The organism is Mesorhizobium sp. M0030, from assembly GCF_040323695.1.
Classification (GTDB): Bacteria; Pseudomonadota; Alphaproteobacteria; order Rhizobiales; family Rhizobiaceae; genus Mesorhizobium.
On the sequence record NZ_JAMYVE010000009.1, the window covers coordinates 265274 to 281587 of the forward strand.

The following is a 16314-nucleotide window of genomic DNA, read 5'->3' on the forward strand; positions in this document are numbered from 1 at the left end:
GGCCGAACGCAATATGCCGCGATCCTGAAGCCGGCATCCGCCGCCAGCCTTGCGAAACCGTGATCATTTGGCTAAGGAGGCGCGCATTCAGCGGCCGGCTTCTGTCGAGCGCTTACTTCCCCTTTCGGTCCTGGGCCGGCTTCAGTCAAAGGCATTTCGCTTCCATGGCGCGCATCGTGATGAAATTCGGCGGAACCTCCGTCGCCGACATCGCCCGCATCCGCAATGTGGCGCGTCACGTCAAACGCGAGGTCGATGCCGGCCATGAGGTCGCTGTCGTGGTTTCGGCGATGGCGGGCAAGACCAACGAACTGGTTGGCTGGACGCGCGAAGCCTCGCCCATGCACGACGCGCGCGAGTATGACGCCGTGGTCGCCTCGGGCGAGCAGGTGACTGCCGGCCTGCTGGCGATCACACTGCAGAATATGGGCGTCCATGCCCGCTCCTGGCAGGGCTGGCAGATCCCGATCAAGACCGACAACGCGCATGGCGCGGCGCGCATCCTCGACATTGACGGCGCGTTCCTGATCAAGCGCTTCGGCGAGGGCCAGGTGGCTGTCGTCGCCGGCTTCCAGGGCATCGGCCCGGACAACCGCATCGCCACGCTCGGCCGCGGCGGCTCCGACACAAGCGCGGTGGCCATTGCCGCGGCGGTCAAGGCCGACCGCTGCGACATCTACACCGATGTCGACGGCGTCTACACCACCGATCCGCGCATCGAGCCGAAGGCGCGGCGGCTCAACAAGATTTCGTTCGAGGAAATGCTCGAAATGGCCTCGCTCGGCGCCAAGGTCTTGCAGGTGCGCTCGGTCGAGCTTGCCATGGTGCACAGGGTGCGTACGTTCGTGCGGTCGTCCTTCGACGATCCCGATGCGCCCGGAATGGGGGATTTGCTCAATCCTCCGGGAACGCTCATTTGCGACGAGGAAGAGATCGTGGAACAGCAGGTCGTCACCGGAATTGCCTACGCCAAGGACGAAGCGCAGATTTCTCTGCGCCGCGTCGGCGACCGCCCGGGCGTTGCCGCCGGCATTTTCGGCCCGCTGGCCGAGGCCAACATCAACGTCGACATGATCGTCCAGAACATCTCAGAGGACGGCAAGTTCACCGACATGACCTTCACCGTGCCGTCCGGCGACGTGGACAAGGCGCTGGCCGTGCTGGAGCGTCTGAAGGCTTCGATCGGCTATGACGTGGTGCAGTCGGAAGCCGGCATGTCGAAGGTTTCGGTCATCGGCATCGGCATGCGCAGCCATGCCGGTGTGGCCGCCACCGCTTTCAAGGCGCTGGCCGACAAGGCGATCAACATCCGCGCCATCACCACCTCCGAGATCAAGATTTCGATACTGATCGACGGTCCCTACACGGAACTCGCGGTTCGCACTTTGCATTCCGTGTACGGTCTGGATAAGCAGTAGCGAGAGCGATTTGAGTTGTTGCGTGTGCGCCGGTGGCAGTGGAAACTGCGGCGGGCAAAATGCCCATTGGAGAAGAAGCCGCGATGCGTGATACGGCCAGTGGCCCGCGCGTTCTGCTGAAACGGCTCCGCGAGCTCATGCAGGAGCCGCTGGAGCCGCAGGAGCGGCTCGACCGGATCGTGCGCGACATCGCCTCCAACATGGTCGCCGAGGTCTGCTCGCTCTATGTGCTGCGCGCCGATTCGGTGCTCGAACTCTATGCCACCGAAGGTCTGAACCCGAACGCCGTCCATTTGGCGCAGCTGCGGCTGGGGCAGGGCCTCGTCGGCACCATTGCCGCCAGCGCGCGGCCGCTCAACCTCTCCAATGCGCAGGAACATCCGGCCTTCGCCTACCTGCCGGAGACCGGCGAAGAGATCTACAATTCCTTCCTAGGCGTGCCGGTACTAAGGGCAGGGCGCACGCTCGGCGTGCTGGTGGTGCAGAACAAGACCATGCGCCACTACCGCGACGACGAGGTCGAGGCGCTGGAAACGACCGCCATGGTGATCGCCGAGATGATCGCCACCGGCGATCTCGCGCGCCTGACCCGGCCCGGCCTCGAACTCGACCTGCGCCGTCCCGTCAGCTTTACCGGCCTGTCCTTCAACGAGGGTGTCGGCCTCGGCCATGTCGTGCTGCATGAGCCACGCATCGTCGTCACCAATCTGTTCAACGAGGACAGTGAGGAAGAGGTGCGCCGGCTGGAGACGTCGCTCGGTTCGCTCAGGCTTTCCATCGACGACATGCTGGAGCGGCGCGATGTCGCCTTCGAGGGAGAACATCGCGAGGTGCTCGAGGCGTATCGCATGTTTGCCAACGACCGCGGCTGGGTGCGCCGGCTGGAAGAGGCGATCCGCAACGGCCTGACGGCGGAAGCGGCGGTGGAAAAGGTGCAGAGCGACATGCGCGCCCGCATGCTGCACATGACCGATCCCTATTTGCGCGAGAGGATGAGCGACTTCGACGATCTCGCCAACCGGCTGCTGCGCCAGCTGATGGGGCGCGGGCCTGACGACGTCGCGGCGTCACTGCCGAAGGATGCCATCCTGGTCGCGCGCTCGATGGGCGCGGCCGAACTGCTTGATTATCCCAGGGACAAGCTGCGCGGCGTGGTGCTGGAAGACGGCGCTGCCACCAGCCATGTCGTCATCGTAGCGCGCGCCATGGGCATTCCGGTCGCCGGCCAGATGAAGGGCGCCGTTTCCATGGCGGAAAACGGCGATGCCATCATCGTCGACGGCGAGGAAGGCACCATCCATCTGCGGCCGCAGCCCGACCTCGAAGCTGCCTATGCCGAAAAAGTGCGCTTCCGGGCGCGCCGGCAGGAAGTCTACCGGGAACTGCGCAAGAAGCCGTCGGTGACCAAGGACGGCGTCCAGGTCGACCTGCTGATGAATGCGGGCCTGGCCGTCGACCTGCCGCAGCTGGCCGAGGCGGGTGCCGCCGGCATCGGCCTGTTCCGCACCGAATTGCAGTTCATGGTCGCCTCGACCTTCCCGCGTGCCGAGGCGCAGGAGCGGCTCTACCGCGACGTGCTGGACGCGGCGCGCGGCAAGCCGGTCACCTTCCGCACCATCGACATCGGCGGCGACAAGGTGCTGCCCTACTTCAAGGGCGCCATCCAGGAAGAAAACCCTGCGCTCGGCTGGCGCGCGATCCGGCTGACGCTCGACCGGCCGGGTCTGCTCAGGACCCAGATCCGCGCTCTGCTGAAGGCCTGCGGCGGGCGCGAACTGAAGCTGATGCTGCCGATGGTTACCGAACTCGGCGAAATCGCCCAGGCGCGCGAGATCATCGACCGCGAAGTGCGGCATCTCTCCCGCTTTGCCCACCATCTGCCGACCAGCCTCAAGGTGGGCGCCATGCTGGAAGTGCCGTCGCTGCTGTTCCAGCTCGACGAGTTGATGAAGGCGGTCGATTTCGTCTCGGTCGGCTCCAACGACCTGTTCCAGTTCGTCATGGCGGTCGATCGGGGGAACACGCAGCTCTCCGACCGCTTCGACACGCTTTCGACGCCTTTCCTGCGGGTTCTGAAGCAGATCGCCGACGCCGGGGTTCGCAACCACACGCCGGTGACGCTGTGCGGCGAGCTTGCCGGAAAACCCATTTCCGCCATGGCGCTGATCGGCCTTGGCTACCGCTCGATCTCGATGTCTCCAGCCTCGATCGGCCCGGTCAAGGCGATGTTGACCGAACTGCCACTGGAGGAATTGGAGGCTTTCTTTGCCGACAATCTGATGGCGCCAGCTCAAGGTCTGCCGATGCGGGCGCTGCTGCAGGCCTTCGCCGACGACCGCTCCATCCCGCTATAGCATTAGCCATGGTCAATCTTCCCCGCGAGCGTATGGATCAGGTCGTCAAGCGTTTCGAGATGCTCGAAGCGCAGATGTCGGCCGGCCCGGCGGCCGATGCCTATGTGAAGATGGCCTCGGAATATGCCGAGCTGCAGGACATGGTGGCCAAGGTCAGGGAACTGCGCTCAGTCGAGCGCGAGCAAGCCGACCTCGAGGCGATGCTTGCCGACAAGGGCACCGATGCCGAGATGCGGGCCCTGGCGGAGGCAGATCTGCCCGGCGTCGAAGCGCGTATCGAAGAGCTGCAGAAGGACATCCAGATCCTGCTGTTGCCCAAGGATGCGGCCGACGACAAGAACGCCATCCTTGAAATCCGCGCCGGCACCGGCGGCGACGAGGCGGCATTGTTTGCCGGCGACCTTTTTCGCATGTATGAGCGCTATGCCGCCGAACGCGGCTGGCGCTTCGAGACGGTGTCGGCCAGCGACGGCGATGCCGGCGGCTTCAAGGAAATCATCGCCACCATTTCCGGCAGGGGCGTCTTTGCGCATCTGAAATTCGAATCCGGCGTGCACCGCGTGCAGCGCGTGCCGGCGACCGAGGCCAGCGGGCGCATCCACACTTCGGCGGCGACGGTGGCCGTACTGCCGGAGGCCGAAGAGGTCGACATCGACATTCGCGCCGAAGACATCCGGATCGACACGATGCGCGCCTCGGGTTCGGGCGGCCAGCACGTCAACACCACCGATTCTGCGGTGCGCATCACCCATTTGCCGACCGGTATCATGGTGGTGCAGGCGGAGAAGTCGCAGCATCAGAACCGGGCGAAAGCCATGCAGATCCTGCGTGCGCGGCTTTACGACCTCGAGCGCAGCAAGGCAGACGAGGAGCGCTCGGAGTCACGCAAATCGCAGGTTGGTTCGGGCGACCGTTCGGAGCGCATCCGCACCTACAATTTCCCGCAGGGCCGCCTTACCGACCATCGTATCAACCTGACGCTCTACAAGCTCGACCGGGTGATGATGGGCGAGCTCGACGAGGTCATCAATGCGCTGATCGCCGACCATCAGTCGAAGCTGCTCGCCGATATCGGCCTCGATGGCTGACATGTTGCCCGGCGCGCTCGGGCCGTTGTTGCGGGCGGCGCGGGAGCGGCTTGCCGCGGCCGGCCTTTCCGACCCGGCGCTGGATGCCAGGCTGATCGTCGAACATTTTTCCGGCACGGACCGTACGCAGGCGATCGCCGACCCGCAACGGACGGTCGATGCGGGTGCGGTTGCCGCAATCGGCGCTGCTCTGCAGCGCCGCATGGCCGGCGAACCGGTGCACCGCATCCTCGGGTTTCGCGAGTTTTACGGCCTGCGGCTGTCGCTGTCGCCGGAAACGCTGGAGCCGCGGCCGGACACCGAAACGCTGGTCGAGGCGATCCTGCCTTTTGCCGGCGCGACGGCCAAAAGGCTGGGGGAATGCCGTATCCTCGATCTCGGCACCGGTACCGGCGCGATTGCGCTGGCGCTGCTCAGCGCGGTTCCGGCCGCGACCGCCACCGGGGTCGATATTTCACAAGACGCGCTGGCAAGCGCGATACGCAATGCCGAGCAACTCGGATTCGCCGGCCGGTTCGTGGGGCTGCAGTCCGACTGGTTCGAAAAAGTTTCGGGCCGATACCATGTAATTGCCGCAAACCCTCCCTATATATCGTCTGGAGACATTGGAAATCTGCAGGACGAGGTCCGCGATTTCGATCCGCACAGAGCCCTTGATGGCGGTGTGGACGGTCTTGGCCCCTACAGGATCATCGCCGCCAAGGCGGCAAAGTTTCTGGAAGCAGAAGGCAAGATAGCGGTCGAGATCGGCCACACGCAGCGCAATGAGGTCAAAGACATATTCGCGGCAGCCGGCTACAGGCTGGCCGGGGCATTTGTCGATCTTGGCGGAAACGACAGGGTTCTTATGTTTGAACAGGGAAAGCCTTGACGCAGTGCAAAAAAGCGCTTGGCAATGCCGGGGAATGCGGCTAGGGTTCGCCCTAACCGGATGAGACGAAGCAGGCAGTGCTCTTAGCGATTCGGTTTTCCTCGGAAATAGCTGCCTTCTTGCGCAAACGACGCCCAAGCTTCGTGCGGGAATCGTCCGGCAAGTGATGTAACCGGAACAGGATGACACGTGGCGCCAACGCAATTGATGCGGGCGAACGCCGGTGAAGAAACGAAACGGCTGGCTGCATGAGCGCCTCCGTTCGCGAAACGTTTTTCGAAAATTTCAAAATGAAGAGAGTCTTATGAGGCCACAACAGCAGAACAGGCGCATGCGCGGTCGCAACAACAATGGCGGCGGCGGTGGCAACAACAATAACAACAACAACAACCGCAAGGGCCCAAATCCCCTGACGCGCAACTACGAGAGCAACGGCCCGGACGTGAAAATCCGTGGATCGGCTCAGCAGATCGCCGAAAAATACGCCACTCTGGCCCGTGACGCGCAAAGCTCCGGCGACCGGGTTATGGCGGAGAATTACCTCCAGCACGCCGAGCACTACAACCGCATCATTGCCGCCGCACAGGCGCAGATGCCGATCCAGAATGCCCCGCAGAACCGCGACGAATTCGACGACGATGAAGATCGCGACGATTTTGACAATGCCGGCAGCGGCAATGGCGGCGAGACGCAAGCGCCGATGGCGAACCACGGCAACGGTCCGCAGCCGACGATTGAGGGCACGCCGGCCGAACTCGCATACGGCCAGGAAAACGGCCGCGAGAACAACAGTGGCCGTGACAATAATGGCCGTGACAATAATGGCCGCAACAACAACGGCCGCGACAACAATGGCCGCAACCGTGACCGCCGCCCCAATGGCGGCTATGGCCAGAACGACCAGCGTGGCGACTTTGCCCAGCGTGGCGAGCAGAACGGCCAGCGCGGCGACCAGCAGCGCTTCACCGAAACCCCGGCACAGGCGGAAACCGTTTCCGCGGTTGAGCCCGAAGCCGAGAGTGGTTTCTCCGAGCCGGCGCCGCTGTACGAAAACCTGTCGCCGGCGGCTCTTGCCGCCCGGGCCGAACTCAATGAGGCAGCCGCCGAGAGCGGCGCTGCCCGTCGCCCGCGGCGTCCGCGCCGCCCGCGCAACAATGCCGATCAGGTCGGTGACGAACAGTCTGGTGGTGGCCAGGTGGTGGATGGCGCCGGCGAGACCGCTGCCGCTGTTGACGTGGTTGATGCGGCGCCGGCCGAAAGCTCTGCCGGCGACCCGTTCGCCGTCGACGCCAACAACTGACCCACAAGACATAAGTCGATGAAACGGCGGAGAGAAATCTCCGCCGTTTTCGTTTGCTCGGCCATGCAATATCATCAGCCGGACGTCTTGAGCGGCAATGGCTTGCGCCCCATATCTGGCGTGAACTGGACCCGGCTCGGATGAGCGGGTCCGTCACCGCAATCTGATCCGGTGCCGCAAAGCGGGCCGGTGATGGAAGGAGACAGATATGAACCTCGAGAAATACTCCGAGCGCGTCCGCGGATTCATTCAGTCCGCCCAGACCATGGCGCTCTCGCGCAATCACCAGCAATTCACTCCCGAACATATGCTGAAGGTCCTCGTCGATGACGACGAGGGGCTGGCCGCCTCGCTGATAGAGCGCGCCGGCGGCAACGTGCGCGACGTCAAGCTTGGCGTCGAGACCGCCCTTGAGGCCATGCCCAAGGTGGAAGGCGGCAACGGCCAGCTTTATCTGGCGCAGCCGCTGGCCAAGGTGTTTTCGACCGCCGAGGAATTGGCCAAGAAAGCCGGCGACAGTTTTGTCACGGTCGAGCGGCTGCTGCAGGCGCTGGCGATGGAGAAGTCGGCCAAGACGGCCGATATCCTGTCCAAGGCCGGCGTCACAGCGCAGGCGCTGAACCAGGTGATCAACGACGTCCGCAAGGGCCGTACCGCCGATTCGGCGAGCGCCGAGCAGGGCTATGACGCGCTGAAGAAATACGCGCGCGACCTCACCGCCGATGCCCGCGCCGGCAAGCTCGACCCTGTGATTGGCCGTGACGACGAGATCCGCCGCACCATCCAGGTGCTGTCGCGGCGTACCAAGAACAACCCGGTGCTGATCGGCGAGCCGGGCGTCGGCAAAACGGCGATCGCCGAAGGTCTGGCGCTGCGCATCGTCAATGGCGACGTGCCCGAATCGCTGAAGGACAAGCAGTTGATGGCGCTCGACATGGGCGCGCTGATTGCCGGCGCCAAATATCGCGGCGAGTTCGAGGAGCGGCTGAAGGCCGTGCTCAACGAAGTCACCTCGGCGGCCGGCGGCATCATCCTGTTCATCGACGAGATGCACACGCTGGTCGGCGCCGGCAAGGCCGATGGCGCCATGGACGCTTCGAACCTGTTGAAGCCGGCGCTGGCGCGCGGCGAACTGCACTGCGTCGGCGCGACCACGCTCGATGAATACAGGAAGCATGTCGAGAAGGACGCGGCCCTTGCCCGCCGGTTCCAGCCGGTCTTCGTCAACGAGCCGTCGGTGGAAGATACCGTGTCGATCCTGCGTGGCCTGAAGGAGAAGTACGAGCAGCACCACAAGGTGCGCATCTCGGATTCGGCGCTGGTCGCGGCGGCGACCTTGTCCAACCGCTACATCGCCGACCGTTTCCTGCCGGACAAGGCGATCGACCTTGTCGACGAAGCCGCGTCGCGGCTGAGGATGCAGGTCGATTCAAAGCCCGAGGCGCTGGACGAAATCGATCGCCGCATCATGCAGCTCAAGATCGAGCGCGAGGCACTGAAGGTCGAGAAGGACGAGGCGTCAAAGGACCGGCTCGCGCGTCTCGAAAAGGAACTCGTCGGCCTCGAGGAGGAATCGACCGAGATCACCGCCAAATGGCAGTCGGAGAAGCAGAAGCTTGGCCTCGCCGCTGACCTCAAGAAGCAGCTCGACGCGGCCCGCAACGACCTCGCCATTGCCCAGCGCAAGGGTGAATTCCAGCGCGCCGGCGAGCTTGCCTATGGCAAGATCCCGGAACTGGAAAAGAAGCTGAAGGAAGCCGAAGCCCAGGACGGCAAGGCCGGCATGGTCGAAGAGGTGGTCACGCCCGACCACGTCGCCCATATCGTGTCGCGCTGGACCGGCATTCCGGTCGACAAGATGCTGCAGGGCGAGCGCGACAAGCTGCTGCGCATGGAAGACGAGATCGGCAAGCGAGTCGTCGGCCAGGGCGAAGCGGTGCAGGCGGTGTCCAAGGCCGTGCGTCGTGCCCGGGCCGGGCTGCAGGATCCGAACCGGCCGATCGGCTCGTTCATGTTCCTCGGACCGACCGGCGTCGGCAAGACCGAACTGACTAAGGCGCTGGCCAATTTCCTGTTCGACGACGAGAGCGCTATGGTGCGCATCGACATGTCGGAATACATGGAGAAGCACTCGGTCGCCCGGCTGATTGGCGCGCCTCCCGGCTATGTCGGCTATGAGGAAGGCGGCGCGCTGACCGAAGCGGTGCGGCGCCGGCCCTATCAGGTCGTGCTGTTCGACGAGATCGAGAAGGCGCATCCGGATGTCTTCAACGTGCTGTTGCAGGTGCTCGACGACGGGCGGCTGACCGACGGGCAGGGCCGCACGGTCGACTTCCGCAACACGCTGATCGTCATGACGTCGAACCTCGGCGCCGAATATCTGGTCAATCTCGGCGAAGAGCAGGACGTCGATGCCGTGCGCGACGAGGTTATGAGCGTGGTGAGAGCCTCGTTCAGGCCGGAGTTCCTCAACCGCGTCGACGAGGTGATCCTGTTCCACCGGCTGCGCCGGCAGGATATGGGCCGCATCGTCGAGATCCAGCTCAAGCGGCTGGAAAGCCTGCTCGCCGACCGCAAGATCACACTGTCGCTCGACCAGGATTCGATCGACTGGCTGGCGGCGAAGGGCTACGACCCGGCCTATGGCGCGCGGCCGCTGAAGCGGGTGATGCAGAAGGACCTGCAAGATCCGCTGGCGGAAAAAATCCTGCTTGGCGAGATCCTCGACGGCTCGACCGTCAAGGTCACCGCCGGCTCCGACCGGTTGAATTTCCGGTCCGGGCCCACTGTGGTGCCGACCGACGCGGCAGCCTGATCCAACGCCCGCGTCCGACCGGACGCGCGGCATTTTCTTATGAAACAACAACGGGGGTGCAGATGACGCTGGACGACTACAAAGCTTCTGCGCCTCGCTGCCGCAGACGACGCATGTCGTGCAGTGGGGCGGGGCCGATGTCTGGAAAGTCGGTGGCAAGGTCTTCACCATCGCCGGCCATGACCGGGAGGGTGGCGTCTTCGTCACCTTCAAATGCTCTGAAATGGCTTATGACGTGCTGAAGGATCAGCCCGGCTGCCGGCCGGCGCCCTATCTCGCCTCGCGCGGCATGAAATGGATCCAGCGTCAGACAAGCCAGAGCATGGATGATGATGCGCTGAAGGACTATCTCGGCGAAAGCCACCGCCTCGTCGTCCTCAAGCTGACGAAGCAGACGCGCAAGGAATTGGGCCTGTAGCAACCAGTAATCCGCCATCTTCATGCCCGGTTCATGTTGGAAAGCTTATGTTGTGGTTTGCTGGCGAAGGGGTTTGCCTGCAGGCTTTTGACGATCAGGGCGTTCCTTGCGCATCCAAACGGTGGCGAGAACGTTCTGGTGGGAACACTGCCGGGCGGCGGCAATTACGCATGACCCCGAAAATCGAAATTCGATTTTCGGAAAGGATCATGCGCAGACATGAAGTGTTACAGCGTCCTTTGCGCGTCCAAACGGACGCGCGGCGCTGTAAGTACCGGAGAGTTTGACCACCATGTTCCGCACGATCCTTGCCTTTTCGGTGCTCGCCGCCGGGCTGCTCACGTCCAGCGCCATGGCATCGCCGACTGTGGACAACGCACTGCCGGCCGTCCGCGCCGCCGATAGCGGCGGCATTGTGCTTGCCCAGGACGGCAATCTCGACATCTATTACGACGCCAGGGGCAACCGCGTCATCGTCGATGCCGAGACCGGCAAGGTCATCGCCATCCAGCCGCCGCAGACCAGGCTCGACCGCCGCGCGCTGCGCCGGGAAATGCGGGCACGTGAGCTTGGACGCGCACCGGTCGAAGACGACGACCGCTACTATCTCGACGATCCCGAAGACATGGCGCGTTTCCGCCGCAGGCAACTGGACGATCAGGGACGAATCCCCGGCCCGCCGGTTGATGAATACGATCCTGAAAGCGACAGATTCTTGGGGGCCGCTCCGCAGGATGATGCCAATGACAGCGACACCTATCCGGAAGCGCCGAAATCCGCTGAACCGCGGCCCGTCAAGCGCCAGCCGCTGAACGAAGCCTCTATCGATCCCGCCGAACCGGCGGCGCCCGCCGACCAGGCCGCGCTGCCGCCGAAAGCCGGTGGCAAGACCGTGGTCGATCCCTCGCTTTCACTCGGCGCACGCCAGGATGTAGCCGCCTTGCAGGTGCTGCTCGACCGCGCCGGCGCTTCACCCGGCGTCGTCGACGGGCGCTTCGGCTCCAATGTCGACAAGGCGCTTGCCGCCTATAACCAGATCACCGGCAGCAATCTGCGCTCGACCGACGCGGTCGGCATCCAGGCTGCGCTGGCGCAAACCGGTGGCGATGCTTTCGCCAATTATACGATCACGCCCGAAGACGCGGCCGGGCCTTATGTCGCCTCGATACCGGAGGATTACAGCCAGAAGGCGCAGCTCGACCGCATGGCTTACACCTCCGTCACCGAAGCCTTGGCCGAACGGTTCCACATGGACGAGAACTACCTGAAGGGGCTCAATCCCGAGGCCGACTTCAGCCGTCCCGGCACCATCATCAAGGTCGCCAATTTCGGCAGGCTGGTGGCGACGCCGGTTGCCCGCATCGTCGCCGACAAGGACAAGAAACAGGTGTTCGCCTATGACGCCGGTGGCAAGCTGGTCGCGGCCTATCCGGCCACCATTGGTTCAGCCGACACGCCCTCGCCGACCGGCACTCATACGGTGTCGCGCGTCGCGCTCGATCCTAACTACACCTACAACCCCAGCATCAATTTCAAGCAGGGCCAGAACGACAAGATCCTGACCATCCCGCCGGGTCCGAACGGCCCGGTCGGCTCGGTGTGGATCGCGCTGGACAAGCCTACCTATGGCATTCACGGCACGCCCGATCCCTCCAAGATCGGCAAGACCGAAAGCCATGGCTGCGTGCGCCTGACAAATTGGGATGCGCGTGAACTGGCCAAGCTGGTGTCGCCGGGCGTCACCGTCGAGTTCGTCGGCGGTCCCTCGGCCGATGATGTTGCGGAGCAAGTGAGCGCTCCAGCGCAGTGATATCGGCCTGCCCATAAGGCAGGCCGATATCCAAAGCTGGATTCATGAGCGCAGGGTGCTGGCTGGTTGTTGCCGGCCCGCAACAAGTCTAAGCAGACGCTCATGAAGTCTCCGAGCGAAGCCGCAGCCGTTCCCCTGACCAGGTCGCTTTCCAACGGTACATTTTGCCCGCAGTCGCAGCGCAAGTTCGTGCTGGTTGCGGCGATCCTGGCGTCAGCGCTCGGCTTCATCGACGGGTCGATCCTGGCCATTGCCGTGCCGGCAATGCGCGTCGACCTCGGCGCCAGCCTGGCCGAGGTCCAGTGGATTTCCAACGCCTATGCGCTGACGCTGTCGGCGCTGATTCTGGCCGGCGGCGCCGCCGGCGACCGGTTTGGCCTCAGGCGCGCCTTCGTTGCCGGCATTGCGTTGTTCATCGTCGCTTCGCTGGCCTGCGCGGTGGCGCCGAATCCGCTGGTGCTCATCGCCTTTCGCGCCATTCAGGGCCTTGGTGCGGCGATCATGGTGCCGGGCAGCCTCGCCATCATCGCCAAGGCCTATCCGAAGAAGGAGCGCGGCCGGGCGATCGGCATCTGGGCCGCCGCCTCGGCGCTGACGACGGCGCTCGGTCCAGTGCTGGGTGGCTTCGTCCTGTCGGCCTTTGGCGGCGGTATCTGGCGGGCGATCTTCGCCGTCAACCTGCCGCTCGGGCTGATCTCGATCTATCTCCTGCTGGCCAAGATTCCCGCCGACGCGCCGACGGAGAAGCGAAGCCTCGATCTCGGCGGCGCCGCTCTCGCCACGCTTGCCTTCGGGGCGCTTGCCTACGGACTGACCTCGATGAGCGCCGAAGGCAGCGGGCTGATGTCGGGGCCGAGCATCGCCGCAGGCGCCGTGCTGCTTATCATCTTCATCGTCTTCGAGCTTCGGCAGCGCGAGCCGATGATCGATCTCAAGCTGTTTCGGATCGGCGCCTTCGCCGGCGCCAACCTCGCCACCTTCTTCCTGTATTTCGCGCTGTCGGCCAATCTGTTCTACCTGCCGATGCTGTTGATCGCCGGATGGGGGCTGAGCACCAAAGAGGTCGGTTTCATCTTCCTGCCGCTGTCGGCGTCGATCGCGCTGCTGTCGGGTCTCGTCGGCCAGTGGTCGGATCGCATCGGTCCGCGTTTTCCGATCGCCAGCGGCTGCCTGGTGGTCGCCATCGCCTTTGCCGGGCTGGCTTTGCTCACTCATGCCGGCATGCACAATTTCTGGACCGGTATCTTTCCGCTGATGGCGGTGATGGGGCTCGGCATGGCGCTGGTGGTGTCGCCGCTGTCGACGGCGGTCATGACCGCCGTCGAGGACAAGGATACCGGCGCCGCTTCCGGCATCAACAATGCGGTTTCGCGCATTGGCGGGCTGATTGCTGTGGCGGCGATGGGCTCGCTCGCGGCCTGGGTCTATTCGACGATGCTCGATACCAGCGTCAGGCCGGGCATTCCGGGGTTCGGAGAACCGGCATTGGCCGGCCTGGCGCCAGACCTTGATGCAACACGGCTCGCCGCCAGCGATGCGGCGTTCGCGGCCGTGTCGACAGTGACGGCCGTGCTTTGCCTCCTTGCCGCTGTTATCGCCTGGGCCACCGTTTCGGGGCAAAAGCTGCCTTGGTCACGAGCCGAAGAGGAGCAGTCGACCTGATTCGGAGCCGACCCGATTCGGAATGCTCTGATGGGGCGATTATGATTCGCCGGCGTCGAGTGTGACGGCTTAAAGCGCGTCGCGCTGAAACGGATTCATACGACGCGCTTTAAGTCTTTGTTTTGACACATGTCCTTGTCCCAGAGCCGCGGCACACTTCTGGGCGACATGCATTAGCCTTCGATCTTGGCGCTCGCGACCTTCAGCGGATTGCTGTCTTCCTGCTTGAGCAGTTCATCGATGCGCTCGCGCTCGCGCTTGAAAGCGACCAGGTCGTCGCCCTTCAGCACCTTGCCGACCGGCAGGCGCACGCGCATCGGGTCGACCTTGGTGCCGTTGACGATCAGCTCGTAGTGAAGATGCGGACCGGTGGAGAGGCCGGTCTGACCGAGGAAGCCGATGGTCTGGCCCTGGCGGACATGAACGCCCGGTTCGATGCCTTTGGCAAAGGCGCTCTGGTGATTGTAGGAGGTCTCGTAGCCATTGGCATGGCGGATGATGATCTGTTTGCCGTAGCCGCCGGCCCAGCCGGCCTTTTCGATGGTGCCGTTGCCGGCGGCGATGATCGGCGTTCCGATCGGCGCCGCCCAGTCGACGCCGGTATGCATGCGGACATAACCGAGGATCGGATGCCGGCGGGCGCCGAAGCCGGAGCGGAATTTCCCGGCCGGCAGGGGATTGCGCAGCAGGAACTGCTCGGCGCTCGATCCGTCCTCGTCGAAATAGTCGGTCGAGCCGTCCTGCATCTGGAAGCGGTAGAAATTGCGTGTCTGGCCGCCGAAGGTCGACGAGACATAGAGCAGTTCCGATTCGTCGGAGGCCTGGTCGTCGCCGTCCGGCTGCGAGAACAGGACGTCGATGCGGTCCGACGGATTGAGCCTGGACTGGAAGTCGACGCCGGAGGCCAGGAGCTTGACCAATTGCTGGGTCAGCTTCTTCGACATGCCGTAGGAATAGGCGGCGCGGTAGATGCCGTCATAAACGTTCGGCAGATTACCGCGCACCACCACCGGTGCCGACGAATCGTCAAACGCGGTCAGCAATTCGGGGTTCGGCTCAGGTTCCTGCGCCGGCACATACTGGCCGCGGTCGTCGAGCGCGATGGTGACGATGTGCGTTGTCTTGTCATAGACGCTGGTGCGAACGACCTTGGCGGCGTCGCCATGTACCTCGAGCCCAACCCGCAGCACGGTTCCCGCCTTCAGCGCCGGTGCGTTGAGCAGCTTGCCGATCGCCTCCGCCATGCCGGTGGCGTCATCGCCCGTATAGCCCGAATCGGCGAAGGCCTCGGCAATGTCGCGGTCCCTGGTGAAGGGAATGATTTCCTCGGCGAAAGCCGGGGTCTGGTCGTCGAGCGCGACGCGCGGCGCCACCGAGACGTTTTCCGGCACGATCTTGACGTCGTAGGAGCCGGCCATCGATTCGGCGAAGGCATCGCCGAACCGCTGCGGGTCGACATAATGCAGCGAGGCGACCTGCACGGCGCCGTCGCTGAGGTCGGTGCCGGCTTCGCGCACCACTTTTTCCACCTCGTCGGCGGACAGGTCGCTTTTTTCATCGAAGGAGGCCGTCTCGACCGGGAAATCGACCGTCTTCAGGCTCATCTCGCTTTCGACCTTGGCGCCGTAGATCTGGCCGCCAACCGCGGAGGCCGTTGCCGGCTGCGCCGGCGTCGAGTCGCCATCGTCGCCGAACACCTGCATCGGGTCGAAAGGCGGATAGGCGCGGTTGGTGGTGTGGCCGGCGGCCAGCGCCATCTTGATCTGCACGAACGGCATGGTGTGGATAACGTCGCGGTCACCGACCTTGGTCACCATCGACACTTCCATGCGCCGGCGGTCCTTGGCCTTGGCGATCTGGCGCGGCGCCACCAGCCTGGTGGTCTTGGCGACCTCGCCGGAATCGCCGCCGCTTTCGAGCTGGGCCAGTTCGGCGATTTCGGGCGGGGTTGCCAGCTGCTGGCGGCCGTCAAGGGCGGCAAACAACGCCACGCCCATCAGCACACTCGAGGTCACGCCGGTAAGAAAGGTGCCCGACAGCCAGCGCGCTGAAACCTCGCGCCGGTCGGGCGGGCCGCTGCGGCCATCCGCGATCAGCGGCGGCTCATTGCCGAGTTCGGCTATGACATCTTCCGTGTCTGGCATCCAGAAAGGCTGCTTCTTCCCCGGGCGGAACGGCTTTTCGCTTCTGTTGGGCCATGACATTTGCCTGTCACGGCGGGTGAAGTCAACGAAGCGGCGAAATCCCCGCTCACACGCTCTTTTACAGCCCCTTGTAGAGAGGCGTCTTTATCCTCTTATAGGAGGCTCCGAACCGTGATGCGCAGACCCCGCTTTGGCTCTTATAGGAAGGCACCTCGCGGGCCGCGCCGAGCCCTTCTTTGTTGGCCTTGGTGTCGAACGGCAATGCGGCGGCAATAGGGCTCCTTTTTGGCAACGCCAATGTTCCCTTGGGGCAGTCCGCCGTCGCCAAAACTTCTGTCGTAAAAAGTTCAAAAACATCGTCGATGACTGTTGACAGTTCTGGTTGGTGGCGACTATATACGCCTCACGAACGAGGGCGGTGCGCCGCTGGCGGC

At 64.0% G+C, this 16314-nt stretch carries 9 protein-coding genes and 1 pseudogene; 9 read left to right on the top strand and 1 reads right to left on the bottom strand.

Annotation, left to right across the window (positions count from 1 at the left end):
- The first annotated feature begins 164 nt into the window (after positions 1-164).
- The 9 genes and pseudogenes from NKJ80_RS19740 (at position 165) to NKJ80_RS19780 (ending at position 13736) form a co-directional block, all read left to right on the top strand.
- Positions 165-1418, top strand: a complete 1254-nt coding sequence (locus tag NKJ80_RS19740; protein WP_023685777.1) for an aspartate kinase — start codon at positions 165-167, stop codon at positions 1416-1418.
- An 83-nt stretch (positions 1419-1501) separates the two neighbouring features.
- Positions 1502-3772 carry a phosphoenolpyruvate--protein phosphotransferase gene (gene ptsP, locus NKJ80_RS19745; protein ID WP_023693992.1) on the top strand — a complete coding sequence of 757 codons (2271 nt, stop codon included), beginning with the start codon at positions 1502-1504 and terminating at the stop codon, positions 3770-3772.
- An 8-nt stretch (positions 3773-3780) separates the two neighbouring features.
- The gene (gene prfA / locus NKJ80_RS19750) at positions 3781-4860 is read left to right on the top strand and encodes a peptide chain release factor 1 (protein WP_023672971.1); all 1080 of its coding nucleotides are present in this window, start codon (positions 3781-3783) and stop codon (positions 4858-4860) included.
- Complete coding sequence (prmC, locus tag NKJ80_RS19755) at positions 4853-5731, top strand: peptide chain release factor N(5)-glutamine methyltransferase (RefSeq protein WP_352498161.1); 879 nt, start codon at positions 4853-4855, stop codon at positions 5729-5731. The genes prfA and prmC overlap by 8 nt, the downstream gene beginning before the upstream one ends.
- A gap of 304 nt (positions 5732-6035) precedes the next feature.
- Positions 6036-7031: a DUF4167 domain-containing protein gene (locus NKJ80_RS19760; RefSeq protein ID WP_352498162.1), complete on the top strand. Its 996-nt coding sequence runs from the start codon at positions 6036-6038 to the stop codon at positions 7029-7031.
- 208 nt (positions 7032-7239) lie between these two features.
- Complete coding sequence (gene clpB, locus NKJ80_RS19765; RefSeq protein ID WP_352498163.1) at positions 7240-9846, top strand: ATP-dependent chaperone ClpB; 2607 nt, start codon at positions 7240-7242, stop codon at positions 9844-9846.
- 62 nt (positions 9847-9908) lie between these two features.
- Positions 9909-10264 (top strand): annotated as a pseudogene (locus NKJ80_RS19770) (MmcQ/YjbR family DNA-binding protein).
- A gap of 292 nt (positions 10265-10556) precedes the next feature.
- The gene (locus NKJ80_RS19775) at positions 10557-12074 is read left to right on the top strand and encodes a L,D-transpeptidase family protein (protein ID WP_023701438.1); all 1518 of its coding nucleotides are present in this window, start codon (positions 10557-10559) and stop codon (positions 12072-12074) included.
- A gap of 102 nt (positions 12075-12176) precedes the next feature.
- A complete protein-coding gene (locus NKJ80_RS19780) occupies positions 12177-13736 on the top strand; it encodes an MFS transporter (RefSeq protein WP_352498164.1) in 1560 nt (519 codons plus the stop codon).
- Between the two features lie 173 nt (positions 13737-13909).
- Here the strand turns inward: NKJ80_RS19780 and NKJ80_RS19785 are convergent, their stop codons facing one another.
- Complete coding sequence (locus tag NKJ80_RS19785) at positions 13910-15880, bottom strand: M23 family metallopeptidase (protein ID WP_023686664.1); 1971 nt, start codon at positions 15878-15880, stop codon at positions 13910-13912.
- Between the last annotated feature and the right edge of the window lie 434 nt (positions 15881-16314).

What these genes read in the sequence shown, in the direction of transcription:
- NKJ80_RS19740 (WP_023685777.1), top strand. Translation starts at nt 165, where the DNA reads ATGGCGCGCATCGTGATGAAATTCGGCGGAACCTCCGTCGCCGACATC.
- ptsP (WP_023693992.1), top strand. Translation starts at nt 1,502, where the DNA reads ATGCGTGATACGGCCAGTGGCCCGCGCGTTCTGCTGAAACGGCTCCGC.
- prfA (WP_023672971.1), top strand. Translation starts at nt 3,781, where the DNA reads ATGGTCAATCTTCCCCGCGAGCGTATGGATCAGGTCGTCAAGCGTTTC.
- prmC (WP_352498161.1), top strand. Translation starts at nt 4,853, where the DNA reads ATGGCTGACATGTTGCCCGGCGCGCTCGGGCCGTTGTTGCGGGCGGCG.
- NKJ80_RS19760 (WP_352498162.1), top strand. Translation starts at nt 6,036, where the DNA reads ATGAGGCCACAACAGCAGAACAGGCGCATGCGCGGTCGCAACAACAAT.
- clpB (WP_352498163.1), top strand. Translation starts at nt 7,240, where the DNA reads ATGAACCTCGAGAAATACTCCGAGCGCGTCCGCGGATTCATTCAGTCC.
- NKJ80_RS19775 (WP_023701438.1), top strand. Translation starts at nt 10,557, where the DNA reads ATGTTCCGCACGATCCTTGCCTTTTCGGTGCTCGCCGCCGGGCTGCTC.
- NKJ80_RS19780 (WP_352498164.1), top strand. Translation starts at nt 12,177, where the DNA reads ATGAAGTCTCCGAGCGAAGCCGCAGCCGTTCCCCTGACCAGGTCGCTT.
- NKJ80_RS19785 (WP_023686664.1), bottom strand. Translation starts at nt 15,880, where the DNA reads ATGCCAGACACGGAAGATGTCATAGCCGAACTCGGCAATGAGCCGCCG.